We start from the raw sequence: 17,919 nt of genomic DNA, 5'->3' as shown, positions 1-17,919 counted from the left end.
AATCAAAAGGGTTCTGCATATTAAATGTGGAAATGTTTATTTCTAATTGAAATAATTTCTTAGATCTCCCCACAAGTATAAACCTGTGGACAGCCCATATATATTGAGCAATAGTCAGGACCAGTTACAGCACCAGAGCAGCTACATCCGCAAAGAGATAAATCCGGCTTACCGCTTACTCCTCCAGTAATATTTTTTAAATCTTGTTTTCTCAGTTTTTTAGCATTTTTCATAATGTTCATGTAGTTTAGTTTTGATTAAAAATATAGTTTTAGTTACTTCTCAAAGTTAAACAAATATTAAACACTCGCAACAAAAATCAGAATAAAATTTAATAATTTATTGATTATAACTTCATTGTTATATTCAAAACAAGGATTACCAGCATCTTATTTATTAAACAAGTTAAATTATTCTGTAAATTCAAGATCTCTGTCGTGGGTTTCAGAAATGGTAAGTGAAGAGTAAAATGCAAGCCCGAATACCACTACTCCTACTATGGCAGCACTTTCTACAACAGGGAAATGCCCTTTAAGGGAATCAAAAGCGAATATCATTACCGGCACCAACCCTCTTACCATATTGGGAACAGTTGTGGTTGCAGTATTTCTTATATTCGTTCCAAACTGTTCTGCTGCCAGTGTCACAAACATGGCCCAATATCCTGTTCCAAATCCCAGCCATACACAAAACATGTAATATTTTGTTTCCGTATTTGTATTACCAAATAACATGATTGCCACCCCAACCAGAGTAAAGACCAGCATATAAAAGATGGCCATTTTTCGTGATTTTAAAGCATGAGAAATAAACCCGCTCAACAGGTCGCCGACAGAAATACCTACATAAGCCCACATAATTGCTTTTCCGGGGTTGATATCTTTTATGCCCAATTCAGGGGCAAACTGATTGGCTAAAACAGCCAGAATCCCTATGCAATACCAGGTAGGTAATCCCACTGCAATGCATTTTAAATACCTTATCAATCTGTCTTTATTGGTAAAAAAGGAGAGAAAGTTTCCTTTTGAGATGTTTTTATGCTCAAGATTCTTATAAATTCCGGATTCCGATACGCTTATTCTCAGTATCAATAACATAATTCCCATGATCCCACCGATAATGTAAGAAATATTCCATCCTCCGGCCAGCTCTACGGTAAGCTGAGCTACAACAGCACCCATTAATCCAAAACCTGCAACTACTGAGGTTCCGATAGCTCTTAAATTCTTCGACAGACTTTCAGAAACCAGCGTAATTCCGGCTCCGAGCTCTCCGGCAAGTCCAATACCCGCAATAAATCTTAACCCGGCATATTGGTACACTAAATGCTCTTTCGGAAAATAAGGAAGAAAACCACAGGCAATATTGGCTAATGAATAAACCAAAATAGATCCAAACAGTACAGAAAGTCTTCCCTTTTTGTCTCCAAAAATTCCCCAGAATACCCCTCCTATGAGAAGTCCTACCATCTGGCAGTTCAGTATGAAGGTTCCGTCTGCATCCGGATTAAGCCCTAATGCTTTTAAACTTGGAATTCTAACGATACCGAATAAAAGAAGGTCATAGATATCTACAAAATAGCCTAAGGCAGAAATAATAACGGGAATAGAGAAAATGTACTTCAGTTTTGAAGACAGGGACAGTTCTTGCATTTTTAAGTTTTGATAAAAATAAAAAACCTTTCAATTTCTTGAAAGGTTTTTATCAAATATCTTTTTCTGATTATTATCTGGCAATATTCACAGCTCTTGTTTCTCTGATTACTGTTACTTTTACCTGTCCCGGATAAGTCAGTTCATTTTGGATTTTCTCAGAGATGTCGTAAGAAAGCTGAGAAGCTACTTCGTCATTTACTTTTCCACTCTCTACCATTACTCTCAGTTCTCTACCTGCCTGAATTGCATAAGCACTGGATACTCCATCGAAGCTTAATGCTGCAGATTCAAGATCTTTTAATCTCTGAATATAAGATTCCAATACCTGTCTTCTTGCTCCCGGTCTAGCTCCAGAGATCGCATCGGCAACCTGAATGATCGGAGATAATAACGATTTCATTTCAATTTCGTCGTGGTGAGCTCCGATTGCGTTTACAACTTCAGGGTTTTCACCGTATTTCTCAGCCCACTGCATTCCTAAAAGGGCGTGTGGTAATTCTGATTCCTGCTCAGGAACTTTACCGATATCGTGTAAAAGACCTGCTCTTTTGGCTAATTTTACGTTTAATCCTAATTCAGCAGCCATGGTTGCAGCAATGTTGGCTACTTCTCTTGAGTGCTGCAGTAAGTTTTGTCCGTAAGAAGAACGGTATTTCATTCTACCTACAATTTTGATCAGTTCAGGGTGTAATCCGTGGATTCCTAAATCAATGATGGTTCTCTTCCCTACTTCAATGATTTCCTCTTCGATCTGTTTTCTAGTTTTTTCTACTACTTCTTCGATTCTTGCCGGGTGAATTCTACCATCGGTTACCAATCTGTGAAGGGATAGTCTTGCAATCTCTCTTCTTACAGGATCGAAACATGAAAGAAGGATAGCTTCAGGAGTATCATCAACGATAATTTCTACTCCGGTTACTGCTTCTAAAGCACGGATATTTCTACCTTCTCTACCGATAATTCTACCTTTTACTTCATCAGACTCGATGTTGAAAACGGATACTGAATTTTCGATTGCCTGCTCGGTTCCAATTCTCTGGATCGTTTGAATAACAATTTTTCTTGCTTCATTCTTGGCATTCAGCTGAGCTTCTTCCATGATGCTCTGAACATGTGCCTGCGCTCTTGTTTTTGCCTCAGCTCTCATAGTTTCCACCAATTCTGCTTTAGCTTCCTCTGCAGTATAATTAGAGATTTTTTCTAGTATTTCTACTTTTTTGGCAGTAGCTATATCTAATTCCTGCTGTTTTCTGTCCAGAATTTCGTTCTTCTTAGCATAATCTGCAATCTGCTTGTCTAAGTCTTTTTCAAGCTTTCCAGTCTTGCTAAGTTCATCATTCAGCTTATGCTCTTTGTCTTTTGTTCTCTTTTCAACTTCCTGCATTTTCTTTTCACGGGATTGAATGTCAGCGTCATGCTGTGATTTCAATTCCAGGAATTTTTCTTTAGCCTGAAGATTCTTTTCTTTCTTTATGGATTCAGCCTGAACATTGGCTTTTTCTATAAGGTTTTCGGCATTTTTTTTGGCATCATCTATGATGAATTTTGCTTTCGTATTCAGAGAACTTCTGGAAAAAAATATTCCCACTACAGTTCCGATTACTAAACAAACAACACCGACTATAACTTCTATCATAATTTATATTGAGTTTTAATTGTATTCATATCCTTGTTCAATAAAAAAAGCCCACAATAATCCAGAGATTGAGAGTAAACTCCTAATCAACACGATTTGAACTGATTTCCACTGTCTGTAATCCGGAAGTCCGGCACGCCATTCGATGGACATTTGTTCGGTAATTGTTTAGCGTTGAGTTTACCTTTAATGTGTTAGAATTATTGTAGGCAGTACTTTTCAGGAAAAAAAATCTATTTCCCGATTTCATTCAACGACTGATTAATCTGCGTTAATCTTTCGTTGGTTGAATTAATATTTTTTTCGTAGTTCAGAGAAACTACTTCTGCATTGGTTCCCAGTTTAAGGGCACACATTGCCAAAGCATCCTGTTTATCTCTTACATCGAAATTCTGTTCAAAATCTTTAATCATATTCTCGATCTGCTTCCCTACTTTACGCAAAGTTTCTTCCTCTGCTGCCGGTACGTTCAGCGGATACACTCTTCCTGCAATGTTGACGGTTATTCTCCTTACCTCCATTATAATCCACTGTTTTGAAGCTGAGCAATACAGAAATCAATTTCTTTCACCAATCTGTTGATATGGTTTTTCATTAACCTATTGTGTTCAGGATTTCCTGATATTGCTGAATAAAGTTTTATATTTTTTTGTTCTTCTGCTAATACCTGATTCTTTCTTCTTTCCTCATCATATTTCTTCTTCAACTCTTCATGCTCAAAATTTAATTCTTTTAAATTTTCCGTAAGATTTTTATAGTTCTTTTGCAGAGTCGAAATCTTTCTCTCTAATTCTGAAAAATTGTTTTCTAAATCTTGAAGCATTTCAGGTTTGTATATTCTAACTAAAAGCAAAAATAAAAAAATAATAACACTAACAAAAATAAAACACTCTATATTTTGATATAACAATAAAAAAGGAGGCGCCAGTGCACCTCCTGTGTATTTTTTGACACAATATTTTTATTCAAATTTCAGAACGAACATTACCGCTCTTGTCTGCAGTGTAGAGATCGCAGATGACCAGTAAGGAGGTGTAGTAGCATTATCCGCCACTTTCTCGTTGTTCATGAAGAATGTTCCTCTTACGGCAGGAGTCAGCTTAAACTTGTTGAAATAAAACTGAATTCCCATTTCTGCAGACCATGCAAAGTTGTGCGTTGTAGATCTGTAGATTCCCTGCATGTTGTCATCTGTGGAACTTGAGTTAGACTGAAGGTTTACAACATAGTTCACCCCTGCAGCAACGTAAGGCCTTGAGTTGTACCATCTTTGACCATGAAGTTCCAGAAGTACCGGAATATCAATCAAGGTAGATTTAATTTCTCTTACTTTATCCTTTTCCTGTAAAGGGAATGGCATAAAAGGAGGATTGGTTAAAGATCCACCCGCATAAATGTCATTGGATTGAGTATTAAAAGTCAACTGTCTTTGTGCAAACTGTAACCCTGGTTCTACTCTTACATCAAGATAGTCATTCAGTCTCCATTTTGCAATAAGCCCGGCACCGAAACTATAACTTTCCTTAGAGGTAACAAGGTTTTCATTATCATTCATCCCATATTTCGGATGCAAAACAATGCGGTAATCCAGTCTGTTCCCGTTCAAATAAAACCCCCAACTGAATTTCTGTTCGTCGAAATCTTCCAACTTGTCCATTCTGTTTCGGGTTCTGAATTGCGCGTTTGCAAAAACGGCAACATTTACTGAGGTTAAAACCAGTGCTTTTAATAGAAATTTATTCATAGGTTACTTTGTTGCTTTATAAATTGTGGCTATACCTAAACTTAATTTTTTATATTCAACTTTCTTAAATCCCGTATCTAAAAGAATTTGCTTCATCTTCTCCCCGAAAGGAAAAGCATTTACAGAATCCGGAAGGTATGTATACGCCCTATTATCCTTAGAAACCAATCTGCCGATGGCAGGCAATATATTTTTGAAATAAAACATATAAAATGGCCCCATGAAACCCTCAACCTTTGAAAACTCCAGTATATAAACACTTTTGTTATCTTTAACTACTCTTCTTAACTCTGCCAAACCTTTGGTAAGGTTTTCAAAATTCCTTACTCCAAATGCAACGGAAACAGCATCAAATCTATTGTCCTCGAAAGGTAAATTTTCTGCATCTCCTTTTTGCATGGAAATTTTGCCGTCTAATTTAAGTTTTTTTATTTTAATAACGCCAACATTCAGCATTTGTTGTGATAAATCTAATCCAACTACTTTAGAACCGGTTCCTTTTTCAATAGTAATTGCCAGATCTCCCGTTCCTGTAGCCACATCCAGCACTTCCTGCGGATTATCATTTTTCATCCATCTTACCAGTTTATTTCTCCATAAAACATCAATTTTCATGGATAAAACATGGTTCAGAAGGTCATACTTCGGTGCAATGTTGTCGAACATATCCTCTACCTGGCTTTTTTTGGTAGCCTCTGAATTGTAGGGAGTAACTTTGGTGATATCTTTTGTCAAAACTTAAAACTTGTAATATTCTTTGTAATAATTTAGGTAATCCTGCTTTCTGAAGATTTTGGATCGTGATTCCACTTTCTGGATATTTTTGATCACTTTGTCATAGTCTTCATCTACATTGTAATAAAAATCTTCTGTGTAAAGCTTATTGAAGCGTCTTGCTCCTCCGTAATAATCCTTTCCGTCGATAACCGTTTTATCAAGTGCTGTCAGCAACGAATCTTTTTTAAGATTATATCCGTAATACTGATCATTTACGTAGTAATCCTGGTGGGTAATATTAATCAGACCACGAAGTTTATTGACTTCAAATGCTGAATCGTAAAGCATTTTCTTGTTCTGATCAAAAACCTGAATAGAGTTTTTCCCTTTATTCAAATCCACATGCACATACTGCCCCGCTGAAATAATTCCTTCAGATCCGTTATTGATCTTAAAGTAATACGTATTCGGGGTAGGATTATCTACCACATAATAATTCTTCTTGGCTAAAAAAAGGAAGTAGATCCCAAAGGCAACGATAAACGCCACAGCTGCAATAAGTAAGCCTTTTAAGGACGAGTTGTTTTTCATAGATTGTAAAGTACAATTTTTGCAAATTTAATAATATTTTTAATTCTCCGTTATTAATATTAATTATTAACTTTGCATCTTTAAAAAAATCATATAAACGAATGCCGAATACGATCATTATTGGCTCTGGATCTTATATTCCGAACAGAGTTATTGGTAGAGATTACTTCATGAATTCCGAGTTCTATACTGAAGACGGAGTAAAGATTGAAAAGCCTGTGGAAGAGACCATTGCGAAATTTGTAGAGATTACAGAAATCGAAAACAGGAGATTCATTGAGGATGATCTTTCCAATTCACAAATCGGTTATGAAGCTGCAAAAATCGCTCTTGAGGATGCAAAAGTAGACGGCGAACAACTGGATTATATCATCTATGCAAGCAATTTCGGGGAAGTTACAGAACACGGATATGCTGATTTTATGCCTACAATGGCAGCGAGAGTAAAGAATAAACTGGGAATCAAAAACAGAAAATGCGTAACATATGATATGCTTTTCGGATGTCCGGGATGGGTGGAAGCTATGATTTTGGCAGATAACCTTATTAAAGCTAAAGTAGCTAAAACAATTCTTGTTATAGGAGGGGAAACTTTAAGCAGAGTAACAGATCCACATGACAGAAACAGAATGATCTTTGCAGACGGTGCAGGAGCTGTAGTAGTAAAAGCAACAGATGAAGAGAATGTAGGGATTATTGCCCACAACACGATTTGTGACAACGGACCTGAATTAAATTATCTTGAAAACCAACCTTCCATCAATAAAGAAGTAGATCAAAAACGCCTATATGTAAGAATGTTAGGAAGAAAAATCTATGAATACGCTCTAAAAAATGTACCGGTTGCGATCAAGGATACCATTACTGATGCCGGTCTTTCTATTGAAGATATAGACAAAATCTTAATTCACCAGGCAAACGCTAAAATGGATTATGCTATGATTGAAAGACTTCACAGACTTTATGATGTAAAAGAATACGATCATGCCATCTCTCCTATGACGATCCAGGATCTTGGAAATACTTCTGTAGCAACAATTCCTACTATGTATGATTTAATAATTAAAGGAAAAATGGAAGGTCAATCGTTTAAAGATAATGGTAACATTGTAATGACTTCGGTAGGTGCCGGAATGAACATCAATGCTATCGTTTATAGATTTCCTAAAAAGTAATATTTAAACCATTAAAATATAAAAGCACAGGGAAGTTTATTCTTTGTGCTTTTTTTGATCAGACATGCAAAAGAATTTTTTAATCATCGCCGGAATCTTCCTTTTTTTGGAAGTGTATATTTATCAGGCCATCAGAACACTTACCGATAATTTCTGGATCAGAATCGGATATTGGATAATTTCTTTGGTTGTGTACGGGATTTTCGCTTACGAAGTCACTCACTATCAGAGATCAGATAGAAGTATGGCAAGAACCCAGATCATGATTTCCTTATTTTTGATCTTTATCCTTCCTAAAATTTTCGTAGTTCTGTTTTTATTAATTGATGATATTATCAGAACCGGAGGTTATTTAATCGGCTTCGCCAAACCCTCCGAGAATTTCTTCCCGGAAAGAAGAAAGTTCCTGAGTCTGGTTGGATTAGGAATGAGCGGAGTACTTTCTGCTCTTTTCATAGACGGAATTACGTTTGGAAAGTACAGACATAAAGTAAGAAGAGTAAGAGTAAATTTTGCTAACCTTCCGAAAAGCTTTAAAGGATATAAAATCATTCAGATTTCAGACGTTCACAGCGGGAGCTTCTCAGATCCGGACAAATTACAGCATGCGATTAACCTGATCAACGAACAGAAACCTGATCTGGTATTATTTACCGGAGACATGGTGAACAATGTTGCAGACGAGTTCAAACCTTTTATTCCCTTGTTTTCAAAAATTAAGGCCAAAGACGGAAAATTAGCCGTGCTAGGAAACCATGATTACGGAGATTACGTGACCTGGGAATCACCTGCAGCTAAAAAAGAAAACCTTGACACCTTAATCGGCTATGAAAAACAAGCTGGTTTCGACATGCTGAGAAACGAACACAGAGTCATTGAAAAAAACGGAGAAAAACTATACATTCTGGGAGTAGAAAACTGGGGATTAAAACCATTTCCTCAATTCGGAAGAATAGATGATGCTTTAAAAGGAGTGCCAGAATCCGCTACGAAGATTCTGATGAGCCACGACCCTACTCATTTTGATTATGTGGTTAAAAAGCACCCTTCAAATATCCACTTAACTCTTTCAGGGCATACCCACGGAATGCAGTTTGGTTTAGATCTTAAAAACGTAAAATGGTCACCCGTACAATACAAATATCCAAAATGGGCTGATTTATACGAAAGTGAAGGGAAACTATTATATGTAAACAGAGGGTTTGGTGTATTAGGATACCCAGGAAGAGTGGGTGTACTGCCGGAGATTACGCTTTTTGAGTTGAGCTAAAGGTCCGGGGTTCCGTATCCGGTACTGGTTATTGGTTGTCTGGTTGTGAGTTGTTTTTGTTTCTGGTTACCTAGTGCGTTAAACTCTCAAACTCAAAACCCCTGCTATCTGCGACCTAAAAAATATAATCTTTCATACGGGAAGTAGCCATTTCCCTGTCATTGAGAAAAGTAAGGAGGGCATCTAATTTGTCCTCCATTTTTTTGCCCGAAAATAAGCTCCGGTAAAAAGGAATATCAAAACGGTATTTTTTGAAATCTGTAAACTGCCATGTGTTCAGATAGATCAGTACAAATTCTTCATTCTGCAAAGTTTCCAGCATCATGTTCTGGTAATATTTCATCGGCAGGATCTGAAACACGAAATCATTATAAGGAAGCTGACTGTACGGAGAAATACTTTCAGGGACAATACTCAAACCATCCTCTTCTGTAATTTCGGTATCTCTTTTGAGTCTTTTAAAAGGAAAAAGAATATTGGCATTATCGATATTGGAGACGTAATTAAATTCCATTAGCTTTAAAGTTTCCTGAGCAACTTTTACATCTTTCTGACGAATTCCTCTGATCTGTTTTTCCAAAAGATCCTGAATATTCTTCTTGGCATTTTCTATTTCTTCAGGATTTGATCCTTTATTATAAAAAGCAATTTCATGCCCTTTGGATGAAATTGCTTTTATTAAATTCTGAAGTTTTTCGGTAAGAGAAACCTCTACAAAAAAACTTGATTTGATATCATGAATATCTAAAACTCTAAGAATCGCTTTGGTATTATCTTCGGTGATTTTCAATCGCTCTTCATCAGTAATTTGAGAGCCGTTTTTTACTTCAGCCTCAATACAAGTGATGTTAAAAGTTAATAATACCATTTAAATTAAAGTTTATATAAATTATATAATATATTAAAAATCAGGTGTTAAAAGTAAAAATAATTAAAGCATTACTTTATATTATTAATCCTTTCCTAATTTTACTTTCAGATTCTTAATCATATCTTTTGTCATTTCCGAAATTCCGAAATCATAAGTCAGACCCCAGTCTTTTTTCGCTACTGAATCGTCAATAGATGCCGGCCATGAATCTGCAATTGCCTGTCTGAAATCCGGGTTATAATCAATCGTAAAATCCGGAATTTCTTTTGTGATTTCTTCTGCCAATTCTTTTGGAGTAAATGACATTCCGCCTAAATTATAAGAAGAACGAACTGTCAAACTTTCTTTTGGAGCATCCATTAATTTCAAGGTTGCATTAATGGCATCATCCATATACAACATCGGCATTCCTGTATTTTCGGAAATGAAACTTGTATACTTTCCGTCTTCAATCGCTTTGTAGAAAATCTCAACAGCATAGTCGGTAGTTCCACCTCCCGCAGGAGTCTTCCATGAGATCAATCCAGGATATCTGATACTTCTTACATCCACACCATATTTGTCGAAATAGTATTCACACCACTTCTCCCCTGCCATTTTAGAGATCCCATAAACAGTTGTTGGATTCAATACCACATCCTGTCCTACCTCATGCTTTGGAATTCCTTTTCCAAATACCGCGATAGAACTTGGCCAGAAGATCTTTTTAAGAAGTCCTTCTTTAGCCATTTCACAAAAATGAAGCAGTGGTTCAAGATTCAGCTTCCACGCAAAAACAGGCTGCTTTTCCGAAGTTCCGGATAAAAGTGAAGCAAGGTGATACACTGTCGTTATCTCATAATCATGAATCACCTGTCTTACCAATTGAGTATTGGTAACGTCCATTCTTTCGTAGTGTCCGGCAGAAGTAATTCCTTCCTGCCATCTGTCCAATCCTGAAGCAACAACGTTTTCCGCTCCGTGAATTTCAACAAGTCTGTTCGTAAGTTCGGTACCAATTTGTCCCAAGGCACCTGTAATCAGTATTCTTTCCGTATAGGATTCCATTTTTCAGATTTTTTTTTAGAATTGTACAAAAGTAAAAAAAACATGCCAACCATAATAAAAAAGGTGTATTTAAAAAACATAGCCCTGATAAACTACAGATATTTCAATTAGATAATCTCAATGAAAGAAAAAATCAAATGCAATGATCATCAGGCTGTGATTAACTGAAAATTCAATAATTTTGTTGTAAAGAAAAAACAATCATATGAAGAAGATTTTAATTGCTTCGATGCTTTTGGCAGCTCAGCTAAGCTGGGCTCAGTTCACAGATATCAATATTATCAAAGAAGTACAGGTAAAGAAGAAAGGTGTTGTCGTCTCTGCACACCCGTTAGCCAGTGAAGCGGGAGCTAAAATCTTAAAAATGGGAGGAAACGCCTATGATGCCGTTACTGCAACACAATACGCCCTTGCTGTAGTTTATCCTCAGGCAGGAAATATCGGAGGTGGCGGATTTTTGGTAGGTGTAAAAAATAACGGTGAAAAATTTACGCTGGATTACAGGGAAACTGCTCCTAAAAAAGCCTCCAGAGACATGTATATTGATAAAAAAGGTAAAGCAGATACTGATCTTTCCCAGAACGGAAGACTGGCCGTAGGTATTCCCGGAAGTGTAGCAGGATTCTTTGCTACTCTGAAGTACTGTAAGCTTCCTATGGAAAAAATCATCCAGCCTGCTATTGATCTTGCCGAAAAAGGATTTGCCATTACCGACAAGGAAGCGGAAATGCTGAATAATCAAAGAGAAAAATTCCAGAAGCATAATAAATCTTCGATCATTTTTGTAAAAGATACTCCATGGAAAGCCGGAGATCTTTTGGTTCAGAAAGACTTAGCTGAGACATTGAAACTAATCCAGAAACAAGGTGCTAAAGGTTTTTATGAAGGAAAAACAGCTGATCTTTTAGTTGCCGAAATGAAAAGAGGAAACGGAATCATCACTCTTGAAGATCTTAAAAATTATAAAGTTGCTGAAAGAAAAGCGCTGGAATTTGATTATAAAGGAAGCAATGTTGTCACGATGCCTCTGCCTTCAAGCGGCGGAGTTCTTCTTGCCCAGATGCTCAGAATGGCTAGTTTTGAAAACCTTGAAAAGTATCAGCAAAACTCTACAAAAGCAGTTCAGATCATGACTGAAGCAGAAAGAAGGGCTTACGCCGACAGAGCAGAATATATGGGTGATCCGGATTTTATTCAGGATAAAACCTCTTATCTGATCTCGGATGAATATCTGAAAGGAAGATGGAAAAGCTTCAGTTTTGATAAGGCAACTCCAAGTGCAGAAGTTGGTAAGATTATAGAACAACCTAAAGAATCTATGCAGACTACTCATATTTCCGTATTGGATAAAGATGGAAATGCTGCTTCTGTAACCACCACACTTAATGGATACTATGGAAGTAAAGTTCTTGTTTCAGGAGCCGGATTCTTTTTAAATAATGAAATGGATGATTTCTCTATCAAACCCGGAGTTCCGAATATGTTTGGAGCAGTAGGTGGAGAAGCTAATTCAATACAACCTAACAAGAGAATGCTCTCTTCGATGACCCCAACCATCATCCTTAAAAACGGAAAACCTTATATGGTCGTGGGAACACCAGGAGGAACTACAATTCCTACTTCAGTGTATCAGTCTATCGTGAATGTAGTGGATTTTAAACTGAATGCGAATATTGCGGTGAATGCACCTAAATTCCACCATCAATGGTTACCAGAAACTATCACCGTGGAAAACAATTTCCCGGAAAGCACTATTTCTGAACTGAAAAGCAAGAATTACGTCATTGAAAAGACAAAATATATTGGTAAAACAGAAATGATTGTCCTTGATGAAAACGGAAATATCCATGCTGTGGCAGACGGCCGTGGAGATGATTCTGTAGCAGTGGAATAATTTATATTTACAATTATACAAATAATATTAGCTAAAGCTTGATTTTTAAAAAGCAAATGCAGTTTCTAAAAATCAAGCCTTAGCTTTTATTTATAAAGCTACTACAAGAGATTCTTTTCAATTACCTTCGTTATGTTACTAAATAAATTTCCAGTTGATGTCTTTAATAAAAAAACTCTCATTGCTGAACGATCTTTAATTTTAAACATTTTCTGCTTTATCTAATTCTGCCAGGATTTTATCCATTATTTCTTGAGTGGTAAAATAAATTACATCATTTTTTGAATCATCATATTTTTCATTTTCGTTTTGAACTAGTAATTGGGTTATTTCAGGCACTTTATCTTTGAATATTAAACGAACAATACCTCCATATCCTTTTGGAATGACACCAATATTATCTCCTTTTTTTAAAGAAACAAAGTCTAATTCTGCATCAATTTTTTGATAGCCTTTAACATCCTTCCTTCTAAAAATGATATTAAATTTTGTTCCAACAACAAAATCAAAATCACTTCTGTTATTATCTAAATAAAGTTGCTTTTCTTTATTTATGGTAGGTAAATCATAATACTTAATATCTAATTCTGAATGTGCTCTGTGAGAAAAAAGAAAGGGGTTACAAACTAATTCAGTTTCATTTAACTTTTCAAACATTTCATTAGTTAATATATTCATAATTTTATTTTTTAAATTTAATAATCTTTTTATAGAATTCCTGTGCTTCTTTAGGTGTTAATTTTTTTGTCTCTTCTAATAACATATTACTGCCAGGAATAGAGTTACTTGTAATTGTTTTAGGAATGTCAATCCCATATAACTCATTAACTAATTTCCTTGCGTCTTCTATAGGAATCTCCTTTACAACGAAATCAGATAATTTTTCAGGTGAAGTATTAATTATAACTTCTAATTCTTTACTAACTCGATAGTTAGCAGATTGTAAATTTAAACCTTTTAAATCTTTTGGAACATAAACTTGCAAAACACCTTTTGTTCCAGGCTTAGATGAAGATTCTATACCAAAGATGACAGCTCTTATCGGGTCTGTAGAAGTTGAAACGCCATACTCTATTGAATTACTATTACCTGTAAAGAGTTCTCCATTTATACTTCTTGTTGTTCCTCTGAAGAGAACTTGTATTCCTACTTTTTCTAAATTCTCAGCCATTACATTTTGGTCTACTTTCCCCAAAAAATCTATAAGTTCCTCTACAGTTTTTATTTTCCTACCGCTTAGAATCCTTGATAAAATAGCAGCACCTCTTGCAATTCCTGCTCCAAACTCGGGTAACAACCCTGCAGCAATATTATTCAGGATTATCCAAAACTCTTCATCTATTTTTTTATTAGTAAAATATTCAGCAACAAAACAAGGAATATATAATTCTTTACCCTCCTCAACTACAACTTTCATAGGACTAAAAGGGTTTTCACTCTTATTTCCAATTTCCTTTTCAGCATAATACATTGGAAAAGAATCTTGATTATGAGCAAATAATGCAGTACCTACCCTATATTTTTTTTCTCTTTCTAAGTAATAAGCAAAGCCGGTGTATCTTATAAATGGATCATTAACTTCACCAGAAGGTTTGTATTCCTCATAATCAACGTCAAATTTCCATGCCTGTTCGAGTTCTTTATTGGTCCAGTTTTTAAGACCAATTCTTGAAAAAATTGTAATTAATACTTCAATATGTTTATTGCTGAATTTTTCAAATATTTGACGGACAATTTCAGGGTTTTTATTGATTTGATTATACCACCAATTCGCATTTTTTACACCTTTCAGCAGATTAATAATTGAAATATTTTCATTGGTACCAGATGTATCAATAGCTTTTTCAGAAAGGGAAACAAAATCCTTCCAAAGCATTTCATCGGTAAGATCTTCCAAAACAAAATCAGGAATGTTTTCGTATAAGGCATCAATGAAATCAGGATTGTTTTTAGCAGCTGCAAAAAAATATTTATAATATCGGATAATATCATTTTTCATCTGCTCGGCTTGTGAATTACCTTTTATAATTCGCAAAAATTCAATAAAAGTTTCTTCATTCCCAGTATAAAGCTTTATGGCAATGTATTCATCATTCAGCTTAAAATCATAGAGAGTTTCAGTTGCATCCGTTTGTGCATCAGAAAACTTCTTATTCTCTCCATCTTTATAGATAAAGTTAAGATTATAGGTTACTTTATAATTGTCAAAATAAACTCCAAAATTATAAGAGTTGCTCAATAAGTTTTTTCTGGTATTCAGTTTGGATACGTCAAAAAAAGCCAGAGTTTCTTTATTGTTCTTTTTATATACAAAAGGTTTGTTATTTTTAATACTGCTGAATACAGGAATACCGAATGAAGAAGAGCCTGAATAAATAGTTTTATCTTCCAATAAATATTTTTCTGGCTCAAATAAAAAGCTTTTTATCAGTCCTAACTTTTCTTTTAAATCTTTTGCCAGAAGTTCATAGTTAATCCCTCCTGTATAAAAGTCTCCAGATAAAGCATCATAATCTTCGGAGGTAGGTTTATAAAAAAGACTATTTTTACCAAAAGGTGTGCTTAATGCAAGCTCATTGGAAATTTCATCAAATGTTTTGTTGGTTCTTATTCCCTCAAAAGGATCTTTACCACTTCCGTAAATTCCTTTTTCAAGTTCTGCCAATTGTATGATACGACTTCCTCGAAGTATTTGCTTACTTTCTTCGTCAAAATCATCAATGTCTTCTAAAATATTTTCCATAAAATCATGTTTTTATTATTTGTTTTTTCTGAAACGTTTCTAAAGCAAATGTAAATGGAAGTAGCGACAAGACTTGACGTGTTAAAATAATCTCCTATACTTTTTTAGTATTATAAGAAATCGCATATTTTTTAAAATTTTTCCGACTCTAATGTCTAGCTCAGTTTATCCATAGACAAAACTTCTCAACAGATTCTTTTCAATGACTTTTGTCATGTTTTTAGATAAATTTTCTTAATTTTCGCCCTTAAAAAAACAAAACGACTGTTCTTTGAAAGCAAAAAAAATACACAATCAGCTTTATTTCCAGGTGATTATCGCCATCATTGCGGGTATTCTTCTGGGAAAATTTTATCCTGAGTTAGGAGAAAAGATGAAACCTTTGGGAGATGGATTCATCAAATTGGTAAAAATGATTATCGCTCCGGTAATTTTCATTACACTTACGTTAGGAATCGCCCACATGACCGATTTGAAAAAAGTTGGCAGAATTGCAATCAAAGCAATGATCTATTTTTTTACCTTTTCAACTCTGGCTCTTATTATAGGGTTATTAGTAGGAAATATTCTTCAACCGGGTCATGGTTTAAATATTGATCCTTCTACTCTTTCGGGTGATGTTTCACAGTATCAGGCAAAAGCTCATGAATCAACACTTACGGGATTCATTATGAATATTATTCCGGAGACATTATTCAGTCCGTTGGTGGGTGAAAATATTCTTCAGGTACTTTTGGTAGCAATTTTAATGGGAGTTGCTTTGGTTTTAACAAAAGAAAAGAGCCAGAAAGTAACCGATTTTTTACAGGATCTATCAACTCCGGTATTTAAGATCGTTCATATGTTGATGAAACTGGCCCCGATAGGTGCTTTCGGAGCAATGGCTTTTACGATCGGTAAATATGGACTACATTCTGTTCTGAATCTTATATTCCTCGTAGGTACATTTTATATTACATCAATCCTGTTTGTGATTCTGGTATTGGGAGCGGTAGCATGGTATAACGGATTTAATATTTTCAAACTCCTTTTCTATCTTAAAGAAGAACTACTTCTCGTTTTGGGTACAAGCTCATCAGAATCTGCTTTGCCCGGAATTATGGAAAAACTTGAAAAGGCAGGTTGTTCACGCGCCATTGTAGGCCTTGTGGTTCCTACCGGATATTCTTTCAATCTAGACGGAACTAATATTTATATGACCCTGGCCTCTCTCTTTATCGCGCAGGCCTTAAATATTCATCTTCCTATCGAAAAACAACTGATGCTTCTTTTGGTGGCTATGCTAAGTTCAAAAGGGGCAGCTGGCGTTACAGGCGCCGGATTCGTTACCCTTGCCGCAACATTGGCAGTAGTTCCTGAGATTCCGATTGCAGGAATGACTTTGATTCTTGGAATTGATAAGTTCATGAGCGAATGCAGAGCTCTGACCAACGTAATTGGGAATTCTGTAGCTACCGTAGTAGTTGCCAACTGGGAAAAACAGCTTGATAAAAAGCAACTTCAATACTGCCTGGATCATCCGGCTGAAGTGGAAAAGAAACTGGAAGTGTAAATAGATTGCAGATGGCAGGTTTAGGTTGCAGGAATTGGGAAATAATCAAGGTTCAAAGTTCAAGGTTGTGTGTAACACGTAACCCGAAACCCAATAAACAGCAACTAGTAAATCGGAAACAAAATTAACCTGCATCCAGTACCATAAAGCTTTAAATCAAAATACTTAAACTCGCGGGTTGAACTTTAACATGGATTGGTGATTTGATCTTATTGAATTCACCGTCCAGATGCCAGTTTTTGGTATTGACCTTAAATGATATTTCAGAGACTGGAAGATAGGTTACATATTCATCATCTTTCAGTCTTTTAGTAAACATTCGGAAAGCAAAAAGTGCTGAATAAGTAAGTGGAAACTTTTTTACCAAAACCATGTCAACCAGTCCATCACTTTTACTGGCTTTCGGAGCAATATAGGCATTGTTACCAAACTGACGGGTATTGGCAATGTTCATCATCAGATACCTTCCATTGTACTGTTGATATTCTTCATCAAAAAATTTCACCTTGATAGGTTTGTAATTGAAAAAGGTTTTCAGGGAAACTTTGATATAATTTTTGAATCCACGGCTTGTTTTTTCAAATTCCTTAACCACTTTACCGTCAAATCCTGTTCCCGAAACATTGATGGATAGCCTGTCGTTTACCGTAAAAGTATCAATCTTTCGGGAGTTTTTAGCTTTTATTTTTTCTAAAAGTTCATCCAGATTTTTACTGAATTGTGTTTCATTGGAAAATCCATTTCCTGAACCTGCGGGAAAAATTGCCAGAATTTTATCTGTGTAAATAAGATTTTTGGCTACTGTAGAAATAGTACCATCCCCTCCGATAGCCACAAAAATATCAACCTCTTCAAAATGGGACTGAATAAATTCATCTGTTCCTGGAATAGATTCTGACACATAGTACAATGGGTTATTAACCTTTGTTTTAAGTTCGTTTAAAAACGGCTGATAATTTTTTTTGGCCGAAAAAGGATTGATAATAAAAGCTACTTTGTCCATTACCACAAAATTAAAAAATGC

The 17,919-nt window shown here is 35.5% G+C and carries 17 protein-coding genes; 4 read left to right on the top strand and 13 right to left on the bottom strand.

Annotated elements, in window-relative coordinates:
• Positions 1-59 precede the first annotated feature (59 nt).
• The 8 genes from DEU39_RS00630 to DEU39_RS00595 all read right to left on the bottom strand — a co-directional run bounded on the left by DEU39_RS00630 (position 60) and on the right by DEU39_RS00595 (position 6,343).
• Positions 60-242 carry a hypothetical protein gene (locus DEU39_RS00630; protein WP_062670895.1) on the bottom strand — a complete coding sequence of 61 codons (183 nt, stop codon included), beginning with the start codon at positions 240-242 and terminating at the stop codon, positions 60-62.
• Positions 243-410: 168 nt separating this feature from the next.
• A complete protein-coding gene (locus DEU39_RS00625; RefSeq protein ID WP_120230538.1) occupies positions 411-1,652 on the bottom strand; it encodes an MFS transporter in 1,242 nt (413 codons plus the stop codon).
• 73 nt (positions 1,653-1,725) lie between these two features.
• Positions 1,726-3,291, bottom strand: a complete 1,566-nt coding sequence (rny, locus tag DEU39_RS00620) for a ribonuclease Y (protein ID WP_183037354.1) — start codon at positions 3,289-3,291, stop codon at positions 1,726-1,728.
• A gap of 233 nt (positions 3,292-3,524) precedes the next feature.
• Positions 3,525-3,812 (bottom strand): cell division protein ZapA, encoded by a 288-nt coding sequence (locus DEU39_RS00615; RefSeq protein WP_034695967.1) that lies wholly within the window; start codon positions 3,810-3,812, stop codon positions 3,525-3,527.
• Positions 3,812-4,114: a hypothetical protein gene (locus tag DEU39_RS00610; protein ID WP_034695970.1), complete on the bottom strand. Its 303-nt coding sequence runs from the start codon at positions 4,112-4,114 to the stop codon at positions 3,812-3,814. The genes DEU39_RS00615 and DEU39_RS00610 overlap by 1 nt, the downstream gene beginning before the upstream one ends.
• A 138-nt stretch (positions 4,115-4,252) precedes the next feature.
• Positions 4,253-5,035, bottom strand: a complete 783-nt coding sequence (locus DEU39_RS00605; protein WP_034695972.1) for a porin family protein — start codon at positions 5,033-5,035, stop codon at positions 4,253-4,255.
• Between the two features lie 3 nt (positions 5,036-5,038).
• On the bottom strand, positions 5,039-5,770 hold the full coding sequence (gene ubiE, locus DEU39_RS00600; protein ID WP_047096897.1) for a bifunctional demethylmenaquinone methyltransferase/2-methoxy-6-polyprenyl-1,4-benzoquinol methylase UbiE: 732 nt from the start codon (positions 5,768-5,770) through the stop codon (positions 5,039-5,041).
• 3 nt (positions 5,771-5,773) lie between these two features.
• Entirely contained in the window at positions 5,774-6,343 is a 570-nt protein-coding gene (locus tag DEU39_RS00595; RefSeq protein ID WP_062670900.1) for a hypothetical protein, read from the bottom strand.
• Between the two features lie 101 nt (positions 6,344-6,444).
• Here DEU39_RS00595 and DEU39_RS00590 point away from each other — a divergent pair, with 101 nt between their 5' ends.
• Both DEU39_RS00590 and DEU39_RS00585 read left to right on the top strand, forming a co-directional pair.
• A complete protein-coding gene (locus tag DEU39_RS00590; RefSeq protein WP_062670902.1) occupies positions 6,445-7,518 on the top strand; it encodes a 3-oxoacyl-ACP synthase III family protein in 1,074 nt (357 codons plus the stop codon).
• A gap of 64 nt (positions 7,519-7,582) precedes the next feature.
• A complete protein-coding gene (locus tag DEU39_RS00585; protein WP_120230536.1) occupies positions 7,583-8,788 on the top strand; it encodes a metallophosphoesterase in 1,206 nt (401 codons plus the stop codon).
• A gap of 115 nt (positions 8,789-8,903) precedes the next feature.
• Here the strand turns inward: DEU39_RS00585 and DEU39_RS00580 are convergent, their stop codons facing one another.
• Positions 8,904-9,656, bottom strand: coding sequence for a polysaccharide deacetylase family protein (locus DEU39_RS00580; RefSeq protein WP_120230535.1), 753 nt, complete (start codon positions 9,654-9,656; stop codon positions 8,904-8,906).
• An 84-nt stretch (positions 9,657-9,740) separates the two neighbouring features.
• Positions 9,741-10,706, bottom strand: coding sequence for an NAD-dependent epimerase/dehydratase family protein (locus DEU39_RS00575; protein ID WP_062670908.1), 966 nt, complete (start codon positions 10,704-10,706; stop codon positions 9,741-9,743).
• A 205-nt stretch (positions 10,707-10,911) separates the two neighbouring features.
• On the opposite strand from DEU39_RS00575, the gene ggt reads away from it, so the two are divergent.
• Entirely contained in the window at positions 10,912-12,600 is a 1,689-nt protein-coding gene (gene ggt, locus DEU39_RS00570; protein ID WP_120230534.1) for a gamma-glutamyltransferase, read from the top strand.
• A 201-nt stretch (positions 12,601-12,801) separates the two neighbouring features.
• Here ggt and DEU39_RS00565 read toward each other — a convergent pair whose 3' ends face one another.
• The gene (locus tag DEU39_RS00565) at positions 12,802-13,278 is read right to left on the bottom strand and encodes a hypothetical protein (RefSeq protein ID WP_147367538.1); all 477 of its coding nucleotides are present in this window, start codon (positions 13,276-13,278) and stop codon (positions 12,802-12,804) included.
• Positions 13,279-13,282: 4 nt separating this feature from the next.
• The gene (locus DEU39_RS00560) at positions 13,283-15,343 is read right to left on the bottom strand and encodes a hypothetical protein (RefSeq protein ID WP_120230532.1); all 2,061 of its coding nucleotides are present in this window, start codon (positions 15,341-15,343) and stop codon (positions 13,283-13,285) included.
• Positions 15,344-15,614: 271 nt separating this feature from the next.
• Between DEU39_RS00560 and DEU39_RS00555 the strand changes: the two genes are divergently transcribed.
• Positions 15,615-16,895, top strand: coding sequence for a dicarboxylate/amino acid:cation symporter (locus tag DEU39_RS00555; RefSeq protein ID WP_062670912.1), 1,281 nt, complete (start codon positions 15,615-15,617; stop codon positions 16,893-16,895).
• A 151-nt stretch (positions 16,896-17,046) separates the two neighbouring features.
• Here the strand turns inward: DEU39_RS00555 and DEU39_RS00550 are convergent, their stop codons facing one another.
• Positions 17,047-17,898, bottom strand: a complete 852-nt coding sequence (locus DEU39_RS00550; protein WP_062671591.1) for a diacylglycerol/lipid kinase family protein — start codon at positions 17,896-17,898, stop codon at positions 17,047-17,049.
• Between the last annotated feature and the right edge of the window lie 21 nt (positions 17,899-17,919).

Origin of the sequence: Chryseobacterium sp. AG363 (assembly GCF_003610675.1) — a bacterium.
Taxonomy (GTDB): domain Bacteria; phylum Bacteroidota; class Bacteroidia; order Flavobacteriales; family Weeksellaceae; genus Chryseobacterium; species Chryseobacterium cucumeris.
This window is presented reverse-complemented; position numbering and strand designations above follow the sequence as displayed.

Coding starts and splice junctions, on each gene's coding strand:
- DEU39_RS00630 (WP_062670895.1), bottom strand. CDS start 242: ATGAACATTATGAAAAATGCTAAAAAACTGAGAAAACAAGATTTAAAA.
- DEU39_RS00625 (WP_120230538.1), bottom strand. CDS start 1,652: ATGCAAGAACTGTCCCTGTCTTCAAAACTGAAGTACATTTTCTCTATT.
- rny (WP_183037354.1), bottom strand. CDS start 3,291: ATGATAGAAGTTATAGTCGGTGTTGTTTGTTTAGTAATCGGAACTGTA.
- DEU39_RS00615 (WP_034695967.1), bottom strand. CDS start 3,812: ATGGAGGTAAGGAGAATAACCGTCAACATTGCAGGAAGAGTGTATCCG.
- DEU39_RS00610 (WP_034695970.1), bottom strand. CDS start 4,114: ATGCTTCAAGATTTAGAAAACAATTTTTCAGAATTAGAGAGAAAGATT.
- DEU39_RS00605 (WP_034695972.1), bottom strand. CDS start 5,035: ATGAATAAATTTCTATTAAAAGCACTGGTTTTAACCTCAGTAAATGTT.
- DEU39_RS00595 (WP_062670900.1), bottom strand. CDS start 6,343: ATGAAAAACAACTCGTCCTTAAAAGGCTTACTTATTGCAGCTGTGGCG.
- DEU39_RS00590 (WP_062670902.1), top strand. CDS start 6,445: ATGCCGAATACGATCATTATTGGCTCTGGATCTTATATTCCGAACAGA.
- DEU39_RS00585 (WP_120230536.1), top strand. CDS start 7,583: ATGCAAAAGAATTTTTTAATCATCGCCGGAATCTTCCTTTTTTTGGAA.
- DEU39_RS00580 (WP_120230535.1), bottom strand. CDS start 9,656: ATGGTATTATTAACTTTTAACATCACTTGTATTGAGGCTGAAGTAAAA.
- DEU39_RS00575 (WP_062670908.1), bottom strand. CDS start 10,706: ATGGAATCCTATACGGAAAGAATACTGATTACAGGTGCCTTGGGACAA.
- ggt (WP_120230534.1), top strand. CDS start 10,912: ATGAAGAAGATTTTAATTGCTTCGATGCTTTTGGCAGCTCAGCTAAGC.
- DEU39_RS00565 (WP_147367538.1), bottom strand. CDS start 13,278: ATGAATATATTAACTAATGAAATGTTTGAAAAGTTAAATGAAACTGAA.
- DEU39_RS00560 (WP_120230532.1), bottom strand. CDS start 15,343: ATGGAAAATATTTTAGAAGACATTGATGATTTTGACGAAGAAAGTAAG.
- DEU39_RS00550 (WP_062671591.1), bottom strand. CDS start 17,898: ATGGACAAAGTAGCTTTTATTATCAATCCTTTTTCGGCCAAAAAAAAT.